Source organism: Corynebacterium sp. EPI-003-04-2554_SCH2473622 (assembly GCF_001665955.1).
Lineage (GTDB): Bacteria > Actinomycetota > Actinomycetes > Mycobacteriales > Mycobacteriaceae > Corynebacterium > Corynebacterium pseudodiphtheriticum.
The window spans coordinates 82,867-97,380 of record NZ_LZMN01000072.1 but is presented as its reverse complement, the minus strand read 5'-3'; the positions used below and the strand labels follow the sequence as shown (position 1 = coordinate 97,380).

General features: G+C 53.8%; 16 protein-coding genes. 11 read left to right on the top strand and 5 right to left on the bottom strand.

Going from position 1 to position 14,514, the window contains the following annotated elements; genetic code table 11:
- The first annotated feature begins 5 nt into the window (after window positions 1-5).
- The 6 genes from A5774_RS08175 to A5774_RS11850 all read left to right on the top strand — a co-directional run bounded on the left by A5774_RS08175 (window position 6) and on the right by A5774_RS11850 (window position 5,293).
- On the top strand, window positions 6-854 hold the full coding sequence (locus A5774_RS08175) for a helix-hairpin-helix domain-containing protein (RefSeq protein ID WP_064834300.1): 849 nt from the start codon (window positions 6-8) through the stop codon (window positions 852-854).
- A 7-nt stretch (window positions 855-861) separates the two neighbouring features.
- Window positions 862-2,592 (top strand): ComEC/Rec2 family competence protein, encoded by a 1,731-nt coding sequence (locus A5774_RS08170; protein WP_064834272.1) that lies wholly within the window; start codon window positions 862-864, stop codon window positions 2,590-2,592.
- 19 nt (window positions 2,593-2,611) lie between these two features.
- A complete protein-coding gene (gene holA, locus A5774_RS08165) occupies window positions 2,612-3,568 on the top strand; it encodes a DNA polymerase III subunit delta (RefSeq protein ID WP_021353623.1) in 957 nt (318 codons plus the stop codon).
- Window positions 3,569-3,580: 12 nt separating this feature from the next.
- On the top strand, window positions 3,581-4,012 hold the full coding sequence (locus A5774_RS08160; RefSeq protein WP_064834270.1) for an ankyrin repeat domain-containing protein: 432 nt from the start codon (window positions 3,581-3,583) through the stop codon (window positions 4,010-4,012).
- Entirely contained in the window at window positions 4,009-4,659 is a 651-nt protein-coding gene (locus A5774_RS08155; protein WP_027018000.1) for a LysE family translocator, read from the top strand. Before A5774_RS08160 ends, A5774_RS08155 begins: the two co-directional genes overlap by 4 nt.
- Before the next feature lie 502 nt (window positions 4,660-5,161).
- Complete coding sequence (locus A5774_RS11850; protein WP_255342454.1) at window positions 5,162-5,293, top strand: hypothetical protein; 132 nt, start codon at window positions 5,162-5,164, stop codon at window positions 5,291-5,293.
- 302 nt (window positions 5,294-5,595) lie between these two features.
- Here the strand turns inward: A5774_RS11850 and A5774_RS11845 are convergent, their stop codons facing one another.
- From A5774_RS11845 to A5774_RS08140, 4 genes are all read right to left on the bottom strand, one after another.
- A complete protein-coding gene (locus tag A5774_RS11845; protein ID WP_021353627.1) occupies window positions 5,596-5,730 on the bottom strand; it encodes a hypothetical protein in 135 nt (44 codons plus the stop codon).
- 316 nt (window positions 5,731-6,046) lie between these two features.
- Window positions 6,047-6,211: a hypothetical protein gene (locus A5774_RS11340; protein ID WP_021353628.1), complete on the bottom strand. Its 165-nt coding sequence runs from the start codon at window positions 6,209-6,211 to the stop codon at window positions 6,047-6,049.
- A gap of 296 nt (window positions 6,212-6,507) precedes the next feature.
- Window positions 6,508-6,774 (bottom strand): 30S ribosomal protein S20, encoded by a 267-nt coding sequence (gene rpsT, locus A5774_RS08145; protein ID WP_021353629.1) that lies wholly within the window; start codon window positions 6,772-6,774, stop codon window positions 6,508-6,510.
- Between the two features lie 271 nt (window positions 6,775-7,045).
- The gene (locus A5774_RS08140; protein ID WP_021353630.1) at window positions 7,046-7,582 is read right to left on the bottom strand and encodes a type II toxin-antitoxin system PemK/MazF family toxin; all 537 of its coding nucleotides are present in this window, start codon (window positions 7,580-7,582) and stop codon (window positions 7,046-7,048) included.
- Between the two features lie 104 nt (window positions 7,583-7,686).
- Here A5774_RS08140 and lepA point away from each other — a divergent pair, with 104 nt between their 5' ends.
- From lepA to A5774_RS08125, 4 genes are all read left to right on the top strand, one after another.
- Complete coding sequence (gene lepA / locus A5774_RS08135; protein WP_021353631.1) at window positions 7,687-9,534, top strand: translation elongation factor 4; 1,848 nt, start codon at window positions 7,687-7,689, stop codon at window positions 9,532-9,534.
- A 210-nt stretch (window positions 9,535-9,744) separates the two neighbouring features.
- A complete protein-coding gene (locus tag A5774_RS08130; protein ID WP_156519591.1) occupies window positions 9,745-11,211 on the top strand; it encodes an amidohydrolase in 1,467 nt (488 codons plus the stop codon).
- Between the two features lie 27 nt (window positions 11,212-11,238).
- Window positions 11,239-11,397 carry a hypothetical protein gene (locus tag A5774_RS11335; protein WP_153246426.1) on the top strand — a complete coding sequence of 53 codons (159 nt, stop codon included), beginning with the start codon at window positions 11,239-11,241 and terminating at the stop codon, window positions 11,395-11,397.
- 97 nt (window positions 11,398-11,494) lie between these two features.
- Window positions 11,495-12,376, top strand: coding sequence for a CoA ester lyase (locus A5774_RS08125; protein WP_064834268.1), 882 nt, complete (start codon window positions 11,495-11,497; stop codon window positions 12,374-12,376).
- A gap of 100 nt (window positions 12,377-12,476) precedes the next feature.
- Here the strand turns inward: A5774_RS08125 and A5774_RS08120 are convergent, their stop codons facing one another.
- Window positions 12,477-13,121 (bottom strand): TetR/AcrR family transcriptional regulator, encoded by a 645-nt coding sequence (locus A5774_RS08120; RefSeq protein WP_064834266.1) that lies wholly within the window; start codon window positions 13,119-13,121, stop codon window positions 12,477-12,479.
- A 167-nt stretch (window positions 13,122-13,288) separates the two neighbouring features.
- On the opposite strand from A5774_RS08120, the gene A5774_RS08115 reads away from it, so the two are divergent.
- Complete coding sequence (locus A5774_RS08115) at window positions 13,289-14,464, top strand: acyl-CoA dehydrogenase family protein (RefSeq protein WP_064834264.1); 1,176 nt, start codon at window positions 13,289-13,291, stop codon at window positions 14,462-14,464.
- The last annotated feature ends 50 nt before the right edge of the window (window positions 14,465-14,514 follow it).

The following is a 14,514-nucleotide window of genomic DNA, read 5'->3' as shown; positions in this document are numbered from 1 at the left end:
CGGCCATGAGCCCAACAGCACGCCTAAAAGAACGTATTGCGGAATTAACCCGCCCGACTGGAGAAGAAGACCTCATGGCGGTGGATTATCCCAAACCACGGTTTTCTTTGTCGCAAACCGCAGCGATTGCCGCGGCAGTGTTTGCGCTGATTGGCTGCGTGCTGTGGTGGGCGTTGAGCTCGGATGGACTAGGTTCGGGGAAGTCGGATTCGGAGCAGCCGGATTTCGCTGCGCTGGCAGCAGGGTCTGCTGCAGCCTCCGGTGGGAACTCTGCAGGGGATGGCACTGCAGGATCTGGAGCAGCGGGTGATGCCACTGCAAGGAACGATACAACCGGGGAAGCCTCAGCAGGCGCCAAGACTTCCGGTGATGGCACCGCGGGTCCCCACGGAGTTGAAGAGATCGTGGTCTCGGTAGTGGGGTTAGTGCATAACCCGGGAATAATGACCCTTCCCGAAGGTTCCCGTGCCGCTGACGCGCTGGCGGTGGCGGGTGTGTTGCCGGAAGCAGATTTGGTTCGCATCAATCATGCAGAACGACTCAGTGATGGCCAACAGTTAGTAGTGCTTGGTCCGAATGATCCTGTTCCTTTAGCTGCTGCACCGAACAGCGAGAGCAGCGGAGGAAACGGCAGCACCGGTACAGGGCCAGGTGCAAATACTGGTCCGATTCCATTGAATACTGCCTCGGCTGCTGAGCTGACGTCGTTACATGGCGTAGGCGAAGCTACAGCTGCTGCGATCATAGAGTTTCGGGATGCGAATGGTGGCTTTGCTGCTGTAGATCAGCTTTTAGAGGTGCCCGGGATTGGTCCGGCGAAGTTTTCCCGGCTAAAAGATGAAGTAACGGTATAAACCAGCCATGCAAGATCTGCGTTTGCTGCCTAGTGCACTGACGAGTTGGGCGGTTGTGCTGTTGGTGATCTTAACCGGAGGCCCAGGTTGGGCGGTTGTATTACTCGTGGTGGTTGGTGCGGTGTGCATATTCACTGGGCACTGGCAACACGCAATGCTGGTAGTAGCCGCGGCTGGTGCAGCGTTGTTTATGGCAGCCACCCGCCAGCGTCGCGCAGCAGCTTTTTCTTATTCGGAGCAATTGTCGGCCACGGTGGCCGGGCGTGGTACGGCACTAGAATTTGGCGGATACTATTTTCCAGTCAAGGTAGATGGTCTTGCGCCAAACTTGGCTTTGTTCACTAAACCGGCTACCACCGGCATGGATGCAGACACCGTGCAACAAACCGCCAGACAAACAGCACAACAGCCAGCTGGAATAGCTCCCGGATCCCAGATATTGGTTGATGCTACATATCAGGAATCTGCTCGTCCTGGATTAGCCCCGGTGGTAGTCCGTGGCGAGATCCTGGAAGTACAACCTCCTACCGGTTTTGCCAAATTTGCGGCTAATATCTCTGATTCTTTGCAAGCAGCTAGTCAACAATTTCTCGGTGAACATACCGCGGCCCTGGTTCCGGGAATGGTACTGGGGGATAGAAGTGCGCAGACAGATCAGCAACGCCAAATGTATATCGATGCTGGATTAAGCCATCTCACCGCAGTGAGTGGCTTGCATGTGGCGACGATTGTGGCTGCTGCCGTAATACTCGCCCGTGTCGCACGGTGTGGTCCGGTAGGTCAATCGATTGCAGCGCTAGCGGTATTGGCTTTCTACGCCAGTGTGGTGGGGCCGGCACCATCTGTGTTGCGCGCAAGCATCACCGGTCTCGTCGGAGTTGCGGCCATTGTGAATTCCTCCCGCATGCCACCGATTCATGCTTTGAGCATTGCGGTGATCACTCTTTTGCTTATTGACAGCGATTTGGCAGTGACTTTCGGTTTTGCGTTGTCGGTGGCAGCGACCGCGGGAATCATCGCGTTAGTGCCCTTGTTGTACCGGCCGTTGGCGCGAATTCGACTACCTGATGTGGTCGTCCGGGCTTTCGCAGTTTCTATTGCCGCGGATATTGTGACCATGCCCCTCGTGGCGCTCATGGCCGGCCGGGTCTCGGTGGTGAGTGTGCTCGCCAATGTTGCGGTTACCCCCGTGGTCAGCATCGCCTTATTGCTTGGGTTGGCTGCCACCATTCTGGCCGTGTTGCCACTACCTTTTCCAGCAGAAGCTGTTGCGCTGAAACTCGCAGAACCCGTAGTGTGGTGGATTTACCGCGTTGCGAGCTGGGCACAAGACCTTCCATTGGCAACCATCGAGGTCACTCCGTGGGCCGCTGCGATTGCATATGGCTGGATAATCGTAGCCTTGCTGGCGGGATTGGTGCGGACCACCATTGCTGTCGGTATTACAGGCATGTTGTTTGCGGGCTGGCTCCAACGCCCACCGGCGCCAGCAGAAATCTCTCCGGATAACGTGCTGGTAATTGATGAGCTTGCAGAAATCACAGATTATTCCGGCCAGATTGCTGCAGAGACTATTCCCGGCAACACAGAAGCTATTGTGGTTACCGATTCGTCGGGAAGAAAGGCCGATCGGCCGACCGCGACGCCTGCCGGCATCCCGATTATTTTCCCCAATCGAGACGGTCCAGTAACCGTGTACGTCGATGGCTCACAGCGCGCCGAAAGCGGCAAGTTCTAGCTGTGGCACGATAGGAAACATGGCATTGAATTCCAGCGTCCAGTTAATTATTGGAGACGAAGAATTTTTGGCGGAGCGCGTGCGCTTAGACTTGACGGCGGAAGTCCGCAACAATGCCGCTGATGGCGAGCAGGTTCACCAAACTACGTTGCGCGCCGGGGATATTACCGGCCCGGAGCTTATTGAAGCCACCAGCCCGTCGTTATTTGGCGACGAGCGGATTGTGGTGGTCACCAATGCAGAAACCGCTGGAAAAGAACCATTGAATTTGTTGTTGGATGCGTGTGTGAACCCAGCGCCTTCGGTCACCATCATCATTGTTTATGCCGGTGGTGGGCGAAATCAGGCGATAATGAAAAAGATTGAAAAATTGTCGCAGACTCATCGCGTGGCCAAGCTAAAGCCCTCTGAGCGTGCCAATTGGCTGACCCAGGAATTCCGGCGACACAACGTGCGGGTGGGCCCGGAAATTACTCACAGCCTGTTGGAAGGGGTGGGATCGGATTTACGTGAACTTGCCTCGGCAGTGAGTCAGCTGGTTGCCGATACCAATGGAAACGTCACCGAGGCCGCAGTACGCGAGTATTACCAAGGCGTGGCAGAGGTATCCGGTTTCGATATCGCAGATGCTGCAGTAGCCGGCCACACTTCCCAAGCAGTGGCTTCGGTGCGACGCGCCTTGCAGTTGGGAGAACCACCGGTGAAACTGGCCTATGCGTTGGCGAGCAAGGTGGGTACGGTGGCGCGTTTGTATTCAGAGCATGGCGGTAATGCGCAAAAACTCGCTGGACAATTGGGAATGCCTCCGTGGCTGGTGGATAAATCATTGAAGGTGGCGCGCCGGTGGCGGGGCGAAAATGTATCGCAGGCGGTGATGATTATTGCTGAGTTGGATGCTGAGGTGAAAGGCCAGGGAGGCGACGCCGAGTACGCGTTGGAATCAGCGGTGCGGAAAATTTCGGAGCTTGCGCGCTAAAATTGTGGCGCTATGACTGAAAAAGACACAGAAAAAGACGCTACGAAACAACCGGAACCAGCAGATGATCTGCAGTTGCAGGAATTCGCCACTAAGCTTTTTGATTTCGCACGAGCCGGTGATACCACGTTGCTCGAATACATTGAGCATGGTCTGAACGCAGATTTGGTTAATCACGAAGGCCACAGTCTGCTGATGATGGCTGCCTATCATGGTCACGCTGATTTGGTGCGTGGCCTGGCTGAGCGTGGGGCAGACGTCGACAAGCTCAATGACCGCGGCCAATCGCCATTAGCTGGCGCGGTGTTCAAGAAGGAAGATGCAGTGGTAGATGTGTTGCTCGCAGCCGGGGCAGATCCGAATCACGGGCACCCGACGGCGGTGGATACTGCGCGTATGTTTGAGCGTGCGGATCTGCTCGAGCGTTTTGAGAATACCAAGTGACGCTGGCACAGTGGGCTAGCCTGTTAGCGCTGAATCTCGCTGGAGCTGCCAGCCCCGGTCCGGACATGATTTTGATCATGCGCTTGGCGACGCGATCGCGGACGCACGCATTAGCTGCTGCGCTAGGCATTCAGCTGGGGGTGGTGATGTGGACTAGCCTGACGGTGTTTGGGGCGGCTGCGATCTTGACTGCCTATCCGTCTGTGCTGGCCTTTGTACAGCTGATTGGTGGTATCGCGTTGATCTGGATGGGGCGGAATATGGCTATGGCCGGCTGGCGCGACCGTAGCACTAAGCCGGTGGATCTGGCCGACGCTGCGCTACGTTTGGGCTCGTTAAAGTCTGCGTTTAAAACTGGCTGGCTGACGAATATCGCGAACCCGAAGATTGTACTGTTCCTAGCGGCAATTGTGGCGCCGTTGTTGCCGCAAAGCCCATCGATTGGTTTGTCCATTGCTGTGATTGCGGCGTTGACACTCTCAGCGTTTTTGTTGTTTGTGGTTGTGGCATTCTTCTTGTCGACGAAGGCAGTACGTCGTCGTGTATTAGCCGCCGGGCCGTGGATTGATATTGCTTCTGGAGTGCTGTTTATGGTTATTGGCGGCTCTCTGGCTATTAACGGGCTTGTGACAATGATTTGGGCTTAGGCTATAGAGCCAAGATCCAAGACTCAAGACTCAAGAGGGCATAGGTCACCTGCAAAATCTGGAGCCAAGTAATGCTTGGAAGCCGTTGAAAATACTCTGGATGCACCCAATCTGGATTGGTTGGGTGCATTTTCATGCCTTTTTAAGCAATAAGCAGTGAGATCGTAACTAAAACCGATTTCTATCGGGGGATAGGATTCTTTTAGACAGCGTACTATGCCCCAAAAATATGGGGCATCTGAATCTGTAACGCACTAATCTGGGGGTAGCTTGTAACGAAAATAAAAAGTGGAAAACAAAAAATATTACGTTCGAGTTCATACAGTTCAAACGGGATTTTTAGCGCAGTTAATTTGATTTCTTCGCATTTACTTGCAGAAAAACCTTTTTGTTTAACGCGAGCCTTATGGATTTATATATTTTCGTTGGGTTATGGGCGGTGGACTGTAGCTTGTTAAGCTATGTCACGTACCGTTCGTTTCATATGAAAGGATTGTTGACCATGATCAACGATATTCTTGTTAACCTGTCCACCACCGCTAGCGGCGTTGCTGGTTACCTCATCGAGGCTGCTAAGTTCGTATTCGCTGGCGTTTCCGGCGTTTTCACCAACGTTCTGAGCTCCTCCAAGTAATTGACTGTTTAACAGCTGCGGTGGGGCTCTAAGTTCCTGCCGTTACTTTGAGATCTCCTCAGCGGTTTTCCGCTGGGGAGTTTTTGCATTTATGGCTGCGCCGTGAGTTCAGAGAGTCGTTGCAACACTTTCCTTTAGGAATGTGTTGTTGTACCTGGAGTTGTTGACCCAGGGGCTGGCGCGATGGGCAAGTTGAGTTGCTTGCTGGGTAATTGTGAAGGCGGCTAACACTGTTGTGTTAGCCGCCTTAGGCATTGACTGGGGTAGGGGTTCCCAATCGGTTGTTTTGGCCTTGGCCTAAATTAGATGCTGGAGCCGAAAAGCTGAATGAAAGGCTCAGCGATAGCGGAGATGACGGATGCGATGCCCACGCCGATCTGTTCGATGAAAGCCAGGATGCCGGTGGTGGTTGGTGCGTCTGCAGGAAGCTTGTCCATGGGGACTCCTTAAATGTAGAGATGAATTAGGTCGAACGCTTGTTGTTCTAGGCTCGCCCTGTATTGCGCCCCCAACTCTAGGGGCAGGGAAATATATTGAGCAAATGATTCCCAGTAAGAAACTGAAAAATCCCAGGTCGAAAGATTCTACTGTGATAAAAACCGCAATCTAGTAATATTATGCTTTGCTAATTTAATATTTACATAAGAAGTAGAAAAATGCCGTGAATAGGAAAAACCCGCCAACGCTTAAGCGCTGACGGGCAGATTTGGTCTAAGTGAATTTAGACCAAGGCATTAGGCTTATTTGCCTAAATTAGAAGCTGGAGCCGAAGGCCTGAATGAAAGCTTCGGCGAAGCCAGAGATTACATTGGCGATGTTAACGCCGATAGCCTCGATGAAGTTACCGACGCTGGATGCCTGTGCATCGGCAACGAGTGGGTTGGTTGGGTCCATTGGGTTTACTTTAGGCAAAGGCATAAGTCTTCTCCTTGATGTCCTTATGAATGTTGCGCAATTCAAAATCCCGGAGATAGACGGGTTTATCCTTGCATTGCGCTCCCAATTTTAAGGGCTTTTGGTGGGAAATATCAAATATGTTTTACGTATCATGTGCAAAACTAAGGTTAACCGCTAAAGTTAAGGATAGTTTCAAGCGTTGTGACTGTAAAACTAGAGAACCGGTCCGGGTGTGCAGTAACCCAGGCCGGTTCTTTTTGGTGACCGCGCAAGACTAGCAGCTATTCAGTGAGAAACTGACTGAGCTAGAAACTAGCTTAGCCTTCCATCTTGTTGAAAAGGTTGGCCATGCCAGACTTCTTGTTAGCGGCGGTGTTGCGGTGGAAAACGCCCTTGGAAACAGCCTTGTCCAGCTCGCGGGAAGCTACGCGCAGCTTCTCTTCCGCGACGGCCTTGTCGCCAGCTTCCACAGCGGAGCGGAAGTTGCGCATCATGGTGCGAACGCGGGAACGAACGTGCTGGTTGCGACGGCGCGATTTTTCGTTAGTGATTACGCGCTTCTGCTTGGACTTAATGTTTGCCATGGTGAAGATACCTCTTATAGTCGATAGACATTGACGTGAAAACTCATTCTGCCTAAGCATTTCCAGCATTACGATCAGCCGAAACTGACCCTAGATGCGCGTCACCAAACCGTTATCGGGCGGACCCAAGGTCCTGACCGCCCCGCTTGGTGCAGCTCGACAGACGAGCAACCCTGTAGAGCCTAGCAGAATTAGGCCGATAATCCCACTTCATTTCACTTCGCCGTGTCTTGTCTATTGCCTTGCCACGTCACGCCGTATCGCGTACCGACTAATTCCATTGATGTTCGTTGCGCAGCCGGTTGGCGATCCGTTCAAAACGTCGTCTAGGAAATAACACGCCTTGCCGACGCAAATATTGCTCTTGGATCTCGAGCACGCGATCCACCCGAATCCAACAGGGCCGACCTGCTTCATCCCATTCCCCGGTGCCGATGCTGGTCCACCGCGGATCGTGATCATGCGTAGGATTCGGCGAGATTAACAAGGCCAGCACGCTGCTATTCGTCCGCCCAACAATCAACACTGCGCGTTCGCGTGGTGGGGAATCGATGCCGTCGGTGGGTGTCCAAACCCATACGACCTCGCCGGAATCAGCGTGTCCGTCCATATCGGGGGCGTAGAAAATTGTGCGGGTCAGTGCGCGGGATTTCCATACTTGAATTTTTGCTGCGGCACGCGCCACTGAGCGCGACACGGTGTTCTGCATGCCTAGGCGCTGGTTAATTAGTGCCAGACCTTTTTCCAACAGGTCTTCGTTGGGGCTGGATGGCGACCAGCGTTTATTTTTCCGCCGTGCTGCAGACATACTAGTCATCCTAGCTATTGCGCTTAGCTGTCCTGGCTATTTTCCTTGCGGCGTGGTTCGGTAGGCTGGTGGGAGTTTACAACGAGAGGTAGTCCGAGGAAGTAATGTCGAAAAATTTTGCAGCGCAGACGTTCACCGAAACCGAGCGCCTGCGCAACTTCTGCATCATTGCGCATATTGACCACGGTAAATCCACCCTGGCGGACCGCATCCTGCAATTGTCCAACGTCGTTGATGCGCGTGATATGCGCGATCAGTACCTCGACAACATGGACATTGAGCGTGAGCGTGGCATCACGATTAAAGCGCAGTCTGTGCGCTTGCCGTGGGTCCCAACGTCCGGCCCGCATAAGGGTGAAGAAATCGTGCTGCAGATGAATGACACTCCCGGCCACGTCGACTTCACCTATGAAGTTTCCCGGGCCCTGGATGCCTGTGAGGCAGCCATTTTGCTTGTCGACGCAGCCCAAGGCATCGAAGCGCAAACTTTGGCGAACTTGTACTTGGCAATGGAACACGAGCTGGAGATCATTCCAGTTCTCAACAAGATTGACTTGCCTGCCGCAGATCCAGAGAAATATGCCCTAGAGCTGGCGAACATCATCGGTTGTGAACCAGAAGATGTCCTGCATGTTTCCGGAAAAACCGGCGAAGGTGTGGTTGAGCTGCTGGACAAAGTCGTCGAACTGACACCGCCACCACACACAGATTATCCAGACGACGCGCCCGCCCGCGCAATGATCTTCGACTCTGTCTACGACGTCTACCGTGGTGTCGTTACCTATATCAGGGTGGTCGATGGCCAGTTGAAGCCACGGCAAAAAGTACGCATGATGAATACCGGGACAGACCTGGAAATTCTGGATATGGGCATCGTTTCGCCAAAGCCAACCTCTTGTAAAGGCTTAGGCCCTGGTGAAGTTGGCTACGTCATCACGGGTGTAAAAGACGTTCGTGAGACCAAAGTTGGCGATACCATTACCTGGGCCAACAAAGGAGCCGAGGAACCACTGCAGGGCTATGACGAACCCAAACCGATGGTTTATTCGGGCATGTTCCCGATCTCGCAGGAAGATTTCCCTGACCTGCGTGATGCGCTAGAAAAACTCCAGCTTAACGACGCCTCACTGACCTTTGAACCAGAAACTTCCGTCGCGCTGGGCTTCGGCTTCCGCTGCGGATTCCTGGGGCTGCTGCACATGGAAATTACCCGCGACCGTCTGGAACGTGAATTCGACCTGGACTTGATTTCCACCGCGCCTTCGGTGACTTATCGCGTGGTCAAAGAAGACGGCACCGAGCAGTATGTGCACAATCCTGCGGACTGGCCAGAGGGTAAGCACGATGCGGTCTATGAGCCGATCGTGAAAATGACCATCATTGTGCCAGCGGATTTCGTCGGGCCGACCATGGAGCTATGCCAGTCCAAGCGTGGACAAATGGGTGGCATGGACTACCTTTCTGAAGACCGAGTCGAGTTGCGCTACACGATGCCGTTGGGTGAGATCATCTTTGATTTCTTCGACATGCTGAAATCTCGCACCAAAGGCTATGCCTCGTTGAACTACGAGGAGGCCGGTGAGCAGTTGGCGGATCTGGTTAAGGTCGATATTTTGTTGCAGGGTGATCCTGTCGACGCTTTCAGTGCAATCGTGCACCGCGAGCATGCATATCACTATGGCAACAAGATGACGAAGAAGCTGAAAGAGCTCATTCCGCGCCAACAATTCGAAGTGCCGGTGCAGGCGGCTATTGGCGCGAAGATTATTGCCCGCGAAAACATTCGTGCGATGCGTAAGGACGTGTTGGCGAAATGCTATGGCGGCGATATTTCGCGTAAGCGGAAGCTGTTGGAAAAGCAGAAAGCCGGTAAAAAGCGCATGAAGTCACTGGGCTCGGTGAACGTACCACAGGAAGCTTTCGTGGCGGCACTGTCGACTGATGGTGATTAGGCGCTGCCATTAGGTGCCGCTGTTAGGCACTGTTATTAGTCGCGTCTAGTGACCGATTGCTGGTGCTAATGAGACGCAGTCGGTAACCGCTCGCAAAATTCACTATTGTGGAAGGGCATAAGTGTTTTACCGACTCGCGTCGCGCACGCGTAGTTTCCTGAGACGTCTTGTGCGCGGTGTGGTTTCTTAGCGAAGGAAGTGTTACTTCACGTGCCCCGCCCAGAATCGCAACAGCCAGAGTTTAATCCGCTAAACAATCGCCGTTCCGCCAGCCCAGGGCGCGTCGGGCGCCCAGTTAGCCCTGGGCAGCCACAGGCTCAGGGGCAAGGGCTTCCGCAGCGCGCGGCACAGGCACAAGACCCGTTGGAATTCGTGCGGGCTACTGTTGGTGGCCAACCGGTCGGGGAATTATTCCGTGGTGCCGCCAGCGAAATCATCAGTGAGCTGCAAGAACTACGCCGTGACCTCCACGAGCATCCAGAAATCGGCTTGCATCTACCACGCACTCAAGAAAAGGTACTGCGTGAGCTAGAGGGTTTGCCGTTGGAAATTACCACTGGCAGGGAACTGACTTCTGTGATCGCGGTGTTGCGTGGTGGGAAGCGAGGCGAGCATCCCGTGTCCGTGTTGCTGCGTGGCGACATGGATGCTTTGGCAGTACGTGAGCGTCTGGACCTGCCTTTTGCTTCGAAAAATGATTACATGCATGCCTGTGGCCACGATTTACACACCGCAGGTTTGGTCGGGGCAGCGAAAATCCTGTGCCGCTACCGGGAAGAACTAGCCGGTGACGTGATTTTCATGTTCCAACCGGGTGAGGAAGGCCCGGGTGGGGCAGCGCCCATGATTGAAGAAGGCGTACTGGATGCTGCTGGTCGGCGCCCAATTGCGGCCTACGGTATCCATGTTGGCCCGCAGGATTACGGCACTTTCCACTATGTGCCAGGGCCGATGATGTCTTCATCATCGAACTTGACCATTACTGTCACTGGTAAAGGCGGGCATGGCTCTCGCCCGCATGATGCTATTGATCCTGTGTTAGCGTTGGCAGAGATTCAGACGTCCTTGCAGCTGGCTATCACCCGTCGTTTTGATGCGCTGGATCCCATTGTGGTGACGGTGACCAACGTGCGAGCCGGAGAAGGAGCGTTTAATGCGATTCCAGACACCGCAACTTTGGGTGCGACCGTGCGGGTGCTGCGTGATGAAAAGATTGATGCGGTACGCCAAATGATTGCCGAGGTAGCCGGTAACGTCGCCGCCGCGCATCGCTGTTCTGTAGATATTGATTTCCAGGTGCTGTACCCAACGACGAAGACTAATCCTCGGGAAACCAAATTCGCGGCCTCTGTATGGGGCGAAATGTTCGGGGAAGAGGCCGTGCAACCCTTTGAGGCGCCGATGATGGCCTCGGAAGACTTCGGTTTTGTGTTGGCCCAGGTGCCAGGAACTTTCATGTTCTTGGGTACCGCAAATCCGGACAAGCCGGAGCATCTGCGCGATTGGAATCACTCACCGAAGATTAATTTCAATGATTCGATCCTGGGGGATCAGGCCGCGGCATTAGCTGCCTTGGCGTTTGAACGTTTGGCGACAGAAGATAAGCATCCTTCCGCAAGCGTGCGCGCCGCGCGGGAAGCGAAAGGACGAGCGAGTGCTATCCGGAATGGCCGTTAGCCCGCCTGGCCCGTTATGCTGTTAGCCATGTGGCACGCAGATTCGCAGCAGCCCGCACCGGGCTGCGGGCTTTCCGCTCAACAAGAAGCACAATTTCAGCAGCTAACCGCGTATGCGCTGCAACCAGAACGCAGTGATGAACACGTTGTGGATGGTGGCTTGATCCGGATGATTCACGCGCACTAGTGGCCTGCGAATTTTGGTATGTGCCTGGTTAAGTCAGGGACAGGAAATCTGAATCCTAAAGCCGTATTGTTGATCTTCCTCACGTAGACTCAAAGATATGATTTCACTCGTTTCGCCTCTGTTTGTTCCCGGTGACCACCCTGATAGCTTCCAAGAGGCTGTAGATTGTGGGACCGATTCGATCGTTTTCGACTTGCAAGATTCTTGTGCACCAGAGAACAAGGCGCGTGCTCGGCAGAATATTGTCTCGTTTATCGAGGAATACTCTTCTGGCCAGGGGTCAGATATCATTGCCGCGCATAAGCCGGTGTTGATTGGTGTGCGTATTAATGGCGTGAACTCGCAGGAGTATCCGAAGGACCTGGAAGCACTTCAGGCGGTATCGGATCAACTGGATTTTGTTATGCAGCCGCTGGTTAACGAGTCCAAGGCGATGACAGAAACCAAGCAGTTATTGAAAGACTCTGACGGCGCTCCGGTACCAATCGTGGCTTTGGTAGAAACCGCCCGCGGCATTGTTAACGCTGCAGAGATTGCTTCCACCCGTGGAGTGACCCAGTTGGCCTTTGGTGCGGGCGATTATTCCGAGCAGCTACGTGTGAACCACTCGAACCGGGATGCTTTGCTATTCGCCCGTTCGACGCTGGCCACCGCCTCCGTCGCTTTCCGGTTATCGCCACCGGTGGATACTCCGTATTTCAACGTGGCTAACGAAGATGGGCTGGTGGATGCCACCCACTACGCCAGTGCGTTGGGCTTTAGCGGCAAATTGTGCATCCACCCATCTCAGTGCAAGATTGTGACTGCGGCGTTTAAGCCATCAGATAGCGCTATCGCCTGGGCACGTGAGGCCGTGGAGAAATTTGAAGAAGCTGTAGCGCGTAAGGAATCTTCGGTAGAGCTGGAATCCGGTAACTATGTTGATGCCCCGATCTATCGTCGTGCACTGGATTTGCTGGCTAAGGCCGGTAAGCAGTAGTGGGTAAGTAATAGTCGGCAAGAATTTTCAGGGCTGAGGAGTCCCGCGCACAAGGCTGCAAGCTTAAATATTTAAGCCGCTGTAGACCTGGGCGCGGGATTTAGTCGTGCTTATTGTCCGTGATCGGGGATTGGCTATTGGGACTGGGGGTGTCGTGGACGTTATGCGCGCTGGGCTTGCACAGCTGACGTAAGGCGATGCGGCCGTACATATCGCCGAGCTCTTCACTGCTGAGTCGCCCACCATCGGCGTACCATTGCGAGACACCGATGCCCATATCAATGAGTGCCCAGGACACGATCTTGATGTCGTCGGCAACAAAGACCCCAGAATCGATACCTTCGCGCACAATCGCCATCCACCGGGCCACATAATCACGTCGCATCTGTACGACGATGGACCGCGAAGGCTCTTGCAAAGCACGGATTTCGTTATTGACGATGCGTGCTCGCTGAGCTTGTTCTGCATGGAATATGGTGTGATATTTCATGCTGGCAAAAAGCTTGTCGGCGCTGGTTTTCATAGGCGAATAGCCAGTCGCATGGAAGCGCAGCAATGCCTCCATAGAGCTAATCGCGATATCCGCCAGTACTTCTTGTTTTGACCTGTAGTGGTTATACAGGCTGGAGGCCCGCATGCCGACGGCCGTGGCGATGTCTTCCATGCCGGTGGCGTGGTAACCGCGCTCGTCGAAAAGCTGCATTGCGGCTTCGGCAATTTGTGCTCGACGTTTTGGATTTGCCATGAGGTATATGCCTCCTAGTCAGTCTGGTTGGCGACGACGCACTATTGGTGACGACGCACTATTAGTTAAGCATGCCAGAAAATGTTACGAGCATTCCGCTTGACTATTAGTGCGATGTGAGTCACTCTTAATACTAACGATGATTCGCTTTAAGGAGTGACTGAACCATGTCCACCAACCCGCTTGCGACAGGCACAGACCTGCTCGGTGTATTCAACGATATCCCAGAAGCCGACCTCAACGCCTGGAAGCGGGCAGCAAGCTTGCGTGAACCGGTTGAGGCTGTCATCAACGATTACTGGCAACGTGCAGAAATTCCGTTTGATTTGATTCCAGAAATCGTAGAACGCGATCTGCTCACCGACGGCTTGGATGTGCCCGGTCATGAAACTTTGTCGCATTTGGGTTCTGGCTTAACGCTGATGGAAGTCGCCCGCATCGATGGCTCCGTCGCCACGATTCTGGCGGTGCAAGCGGGGTTGGCGATGCGCTCAATTGATATGTGTGGCTCGCAGGAACAAAAAGATAAATATTTGCCGAAGATGGCCACGGGTGAGCTACTGGGTGCTTTCGCGTTGACGGAACCAGACCACGGTTCGGATTCGATTGCTTTAGAGACCACGGCTGACCGCGATGGCGATGAGTGGGTGCTCAACGGGGAAAAGAAATGGATCGGCCTGGGTAAGGGCGGGGACATTTCCGTAGTGTGGGCCCGCACTGAAGACGGCGAGGTTTCTGGTTTCATCGTGCCACAGGATGCGAAGGGCTACGACGCGCAGGTTATCGAAAATAAGATCTCATTGCGCGCTATCCACCAGGCACACATCAAGCTTAACGATGTGCGCATTCCCGCAGAAAACCAACTGCAAAACGCGAAAACGTTCAAAGACACCGCAGCCGTGCTGATGGCTACGCGTACTGGGGTGGCTTGGATTGCGTTGGGTGCGGCCATTGCGTGTTATGAAAAAGCGCGAGAATACGCAGACGAGCGTATCCAGTTTGGGCGTCGCTTGTCTGAAAGCCAGATCATTCAGCAGCGTTTGGTAGATATGCAGTTGGAGATCAGCCAAATGATGCTGTTGAATCGTCACATCGCTGAACTCAATGCCTCTGGCAAGCTCACCGGCGAACAGGCCTCCTTTAACAAGTTGCGTTGTACTCGTGGTGCTCGCAAAGTCGCTGCTGATGCCCGTGACATGCTCGGTGGCGTCGGCATTTTGTTAGATAACAATATTGCCCGTCATTTTGCTGATACCGAGGCTTATCACACCTACGAAGGCACCGACACGGTGCAGTCACTCATCATTGGTAAGAAGATCACTGGCGTGGGCGCGTTTAAATAACGTGCTTAACGCTAGCTACCTCGGGAGGCTACACCTACTTCGGTGTAGTA

Coding starts and splice junctions, on each gene's coding strand:
- A5774_RS08175 (WP_064834300.1), top strand. CDS start 6: ATGAGCCCAACAGCACGCCTAAAAGAACGTATTGCGGAATTAACCCGC.
- A5774_RS08170 (WP_064834272.1), top strand. CDS start 862: ATGCAAGATCTGCGTTTGCTGCCTAGTGCACTGACGAGTTGGGCGGTT.
- holA (WP_021353623.1), top strand. CDS start 2,612: ATGGCATTGAATTCCAGCGTCCAGTTAATTATTGGAGACGAAGAATTT.
- A5774_RS08160 (WP_064834270.1), top strand. CDS start 3,581: ATGACTGAAAAAGACACAGAAAAAGACGCTACGAAACAACCGGAACCA.
- A5774_RS11850 (WP_255342454.1), top strand. CDS start 5,162: ATGATCAACGATATTCTTGTTAACCTGTCCACCACCGCTAGCGGCGTT.
- A5774_RS11845 (WP_021353627.1), bottom strand. CDS start 5,730: ATGGACAAGCTTCCTGCAGACGCACCAACCACCACCGGCATCCTGGCT.
- A5774_RS11340 (WP_021353628.1), bottom strand. CDS start 6,211: ATGCCTTTGCCTAAAGTAAACCCAATGGACCCAACCAACCCACTCGTT.
- rpsT (WP_021353629.1), bottom strand. CDS start 6,774: ATGGCAAACATTAAGTCCAAGCAGAAGCGCGTAATCACTAACGAAAAA.
- A5774_RS08140 (WP_021353630.1), bottom strand. CDS start 7,582: ATGTCTGCAGCACGGCGGAAAAATAAACGCTGGTCGCCATCCAGCCCC.
- lepA (WP_021353631.1), top strand. CDS start 7,687: ATGTCGAAAAATTTTGCAGCGCAGACGTTCACCGAAACCGAGCGCCTG.
- A5774_RS11335 (WP_153246426.1), top strand. CDS start 11,239: ATGTGGCACGCAGATTCGCAGCAGCCCGCACCGGGCTGCGGGCTTTCC.
- A5774_RS08125 (WP_064834268.1), top strand. CDS start 11,495: ATGATTTCACTCGTTTCGCCTCTGTTTGTTCCCGGTGACCACCCTGAT.
- A5774_RS08120 (WP_064834266.1), bottom strand. CDS start 13,121: ATGGCAAATCCAAAACGTCGAGCACAAATTGCCGAAGCCGCAATGCAG.
- A5774_RS08115 (WP_064834264.1), top strand. CDS start 13,289: ATGTCCACCAACCCGCTTGCGACAGGCACAGACCTGCTCGGTGTATTC.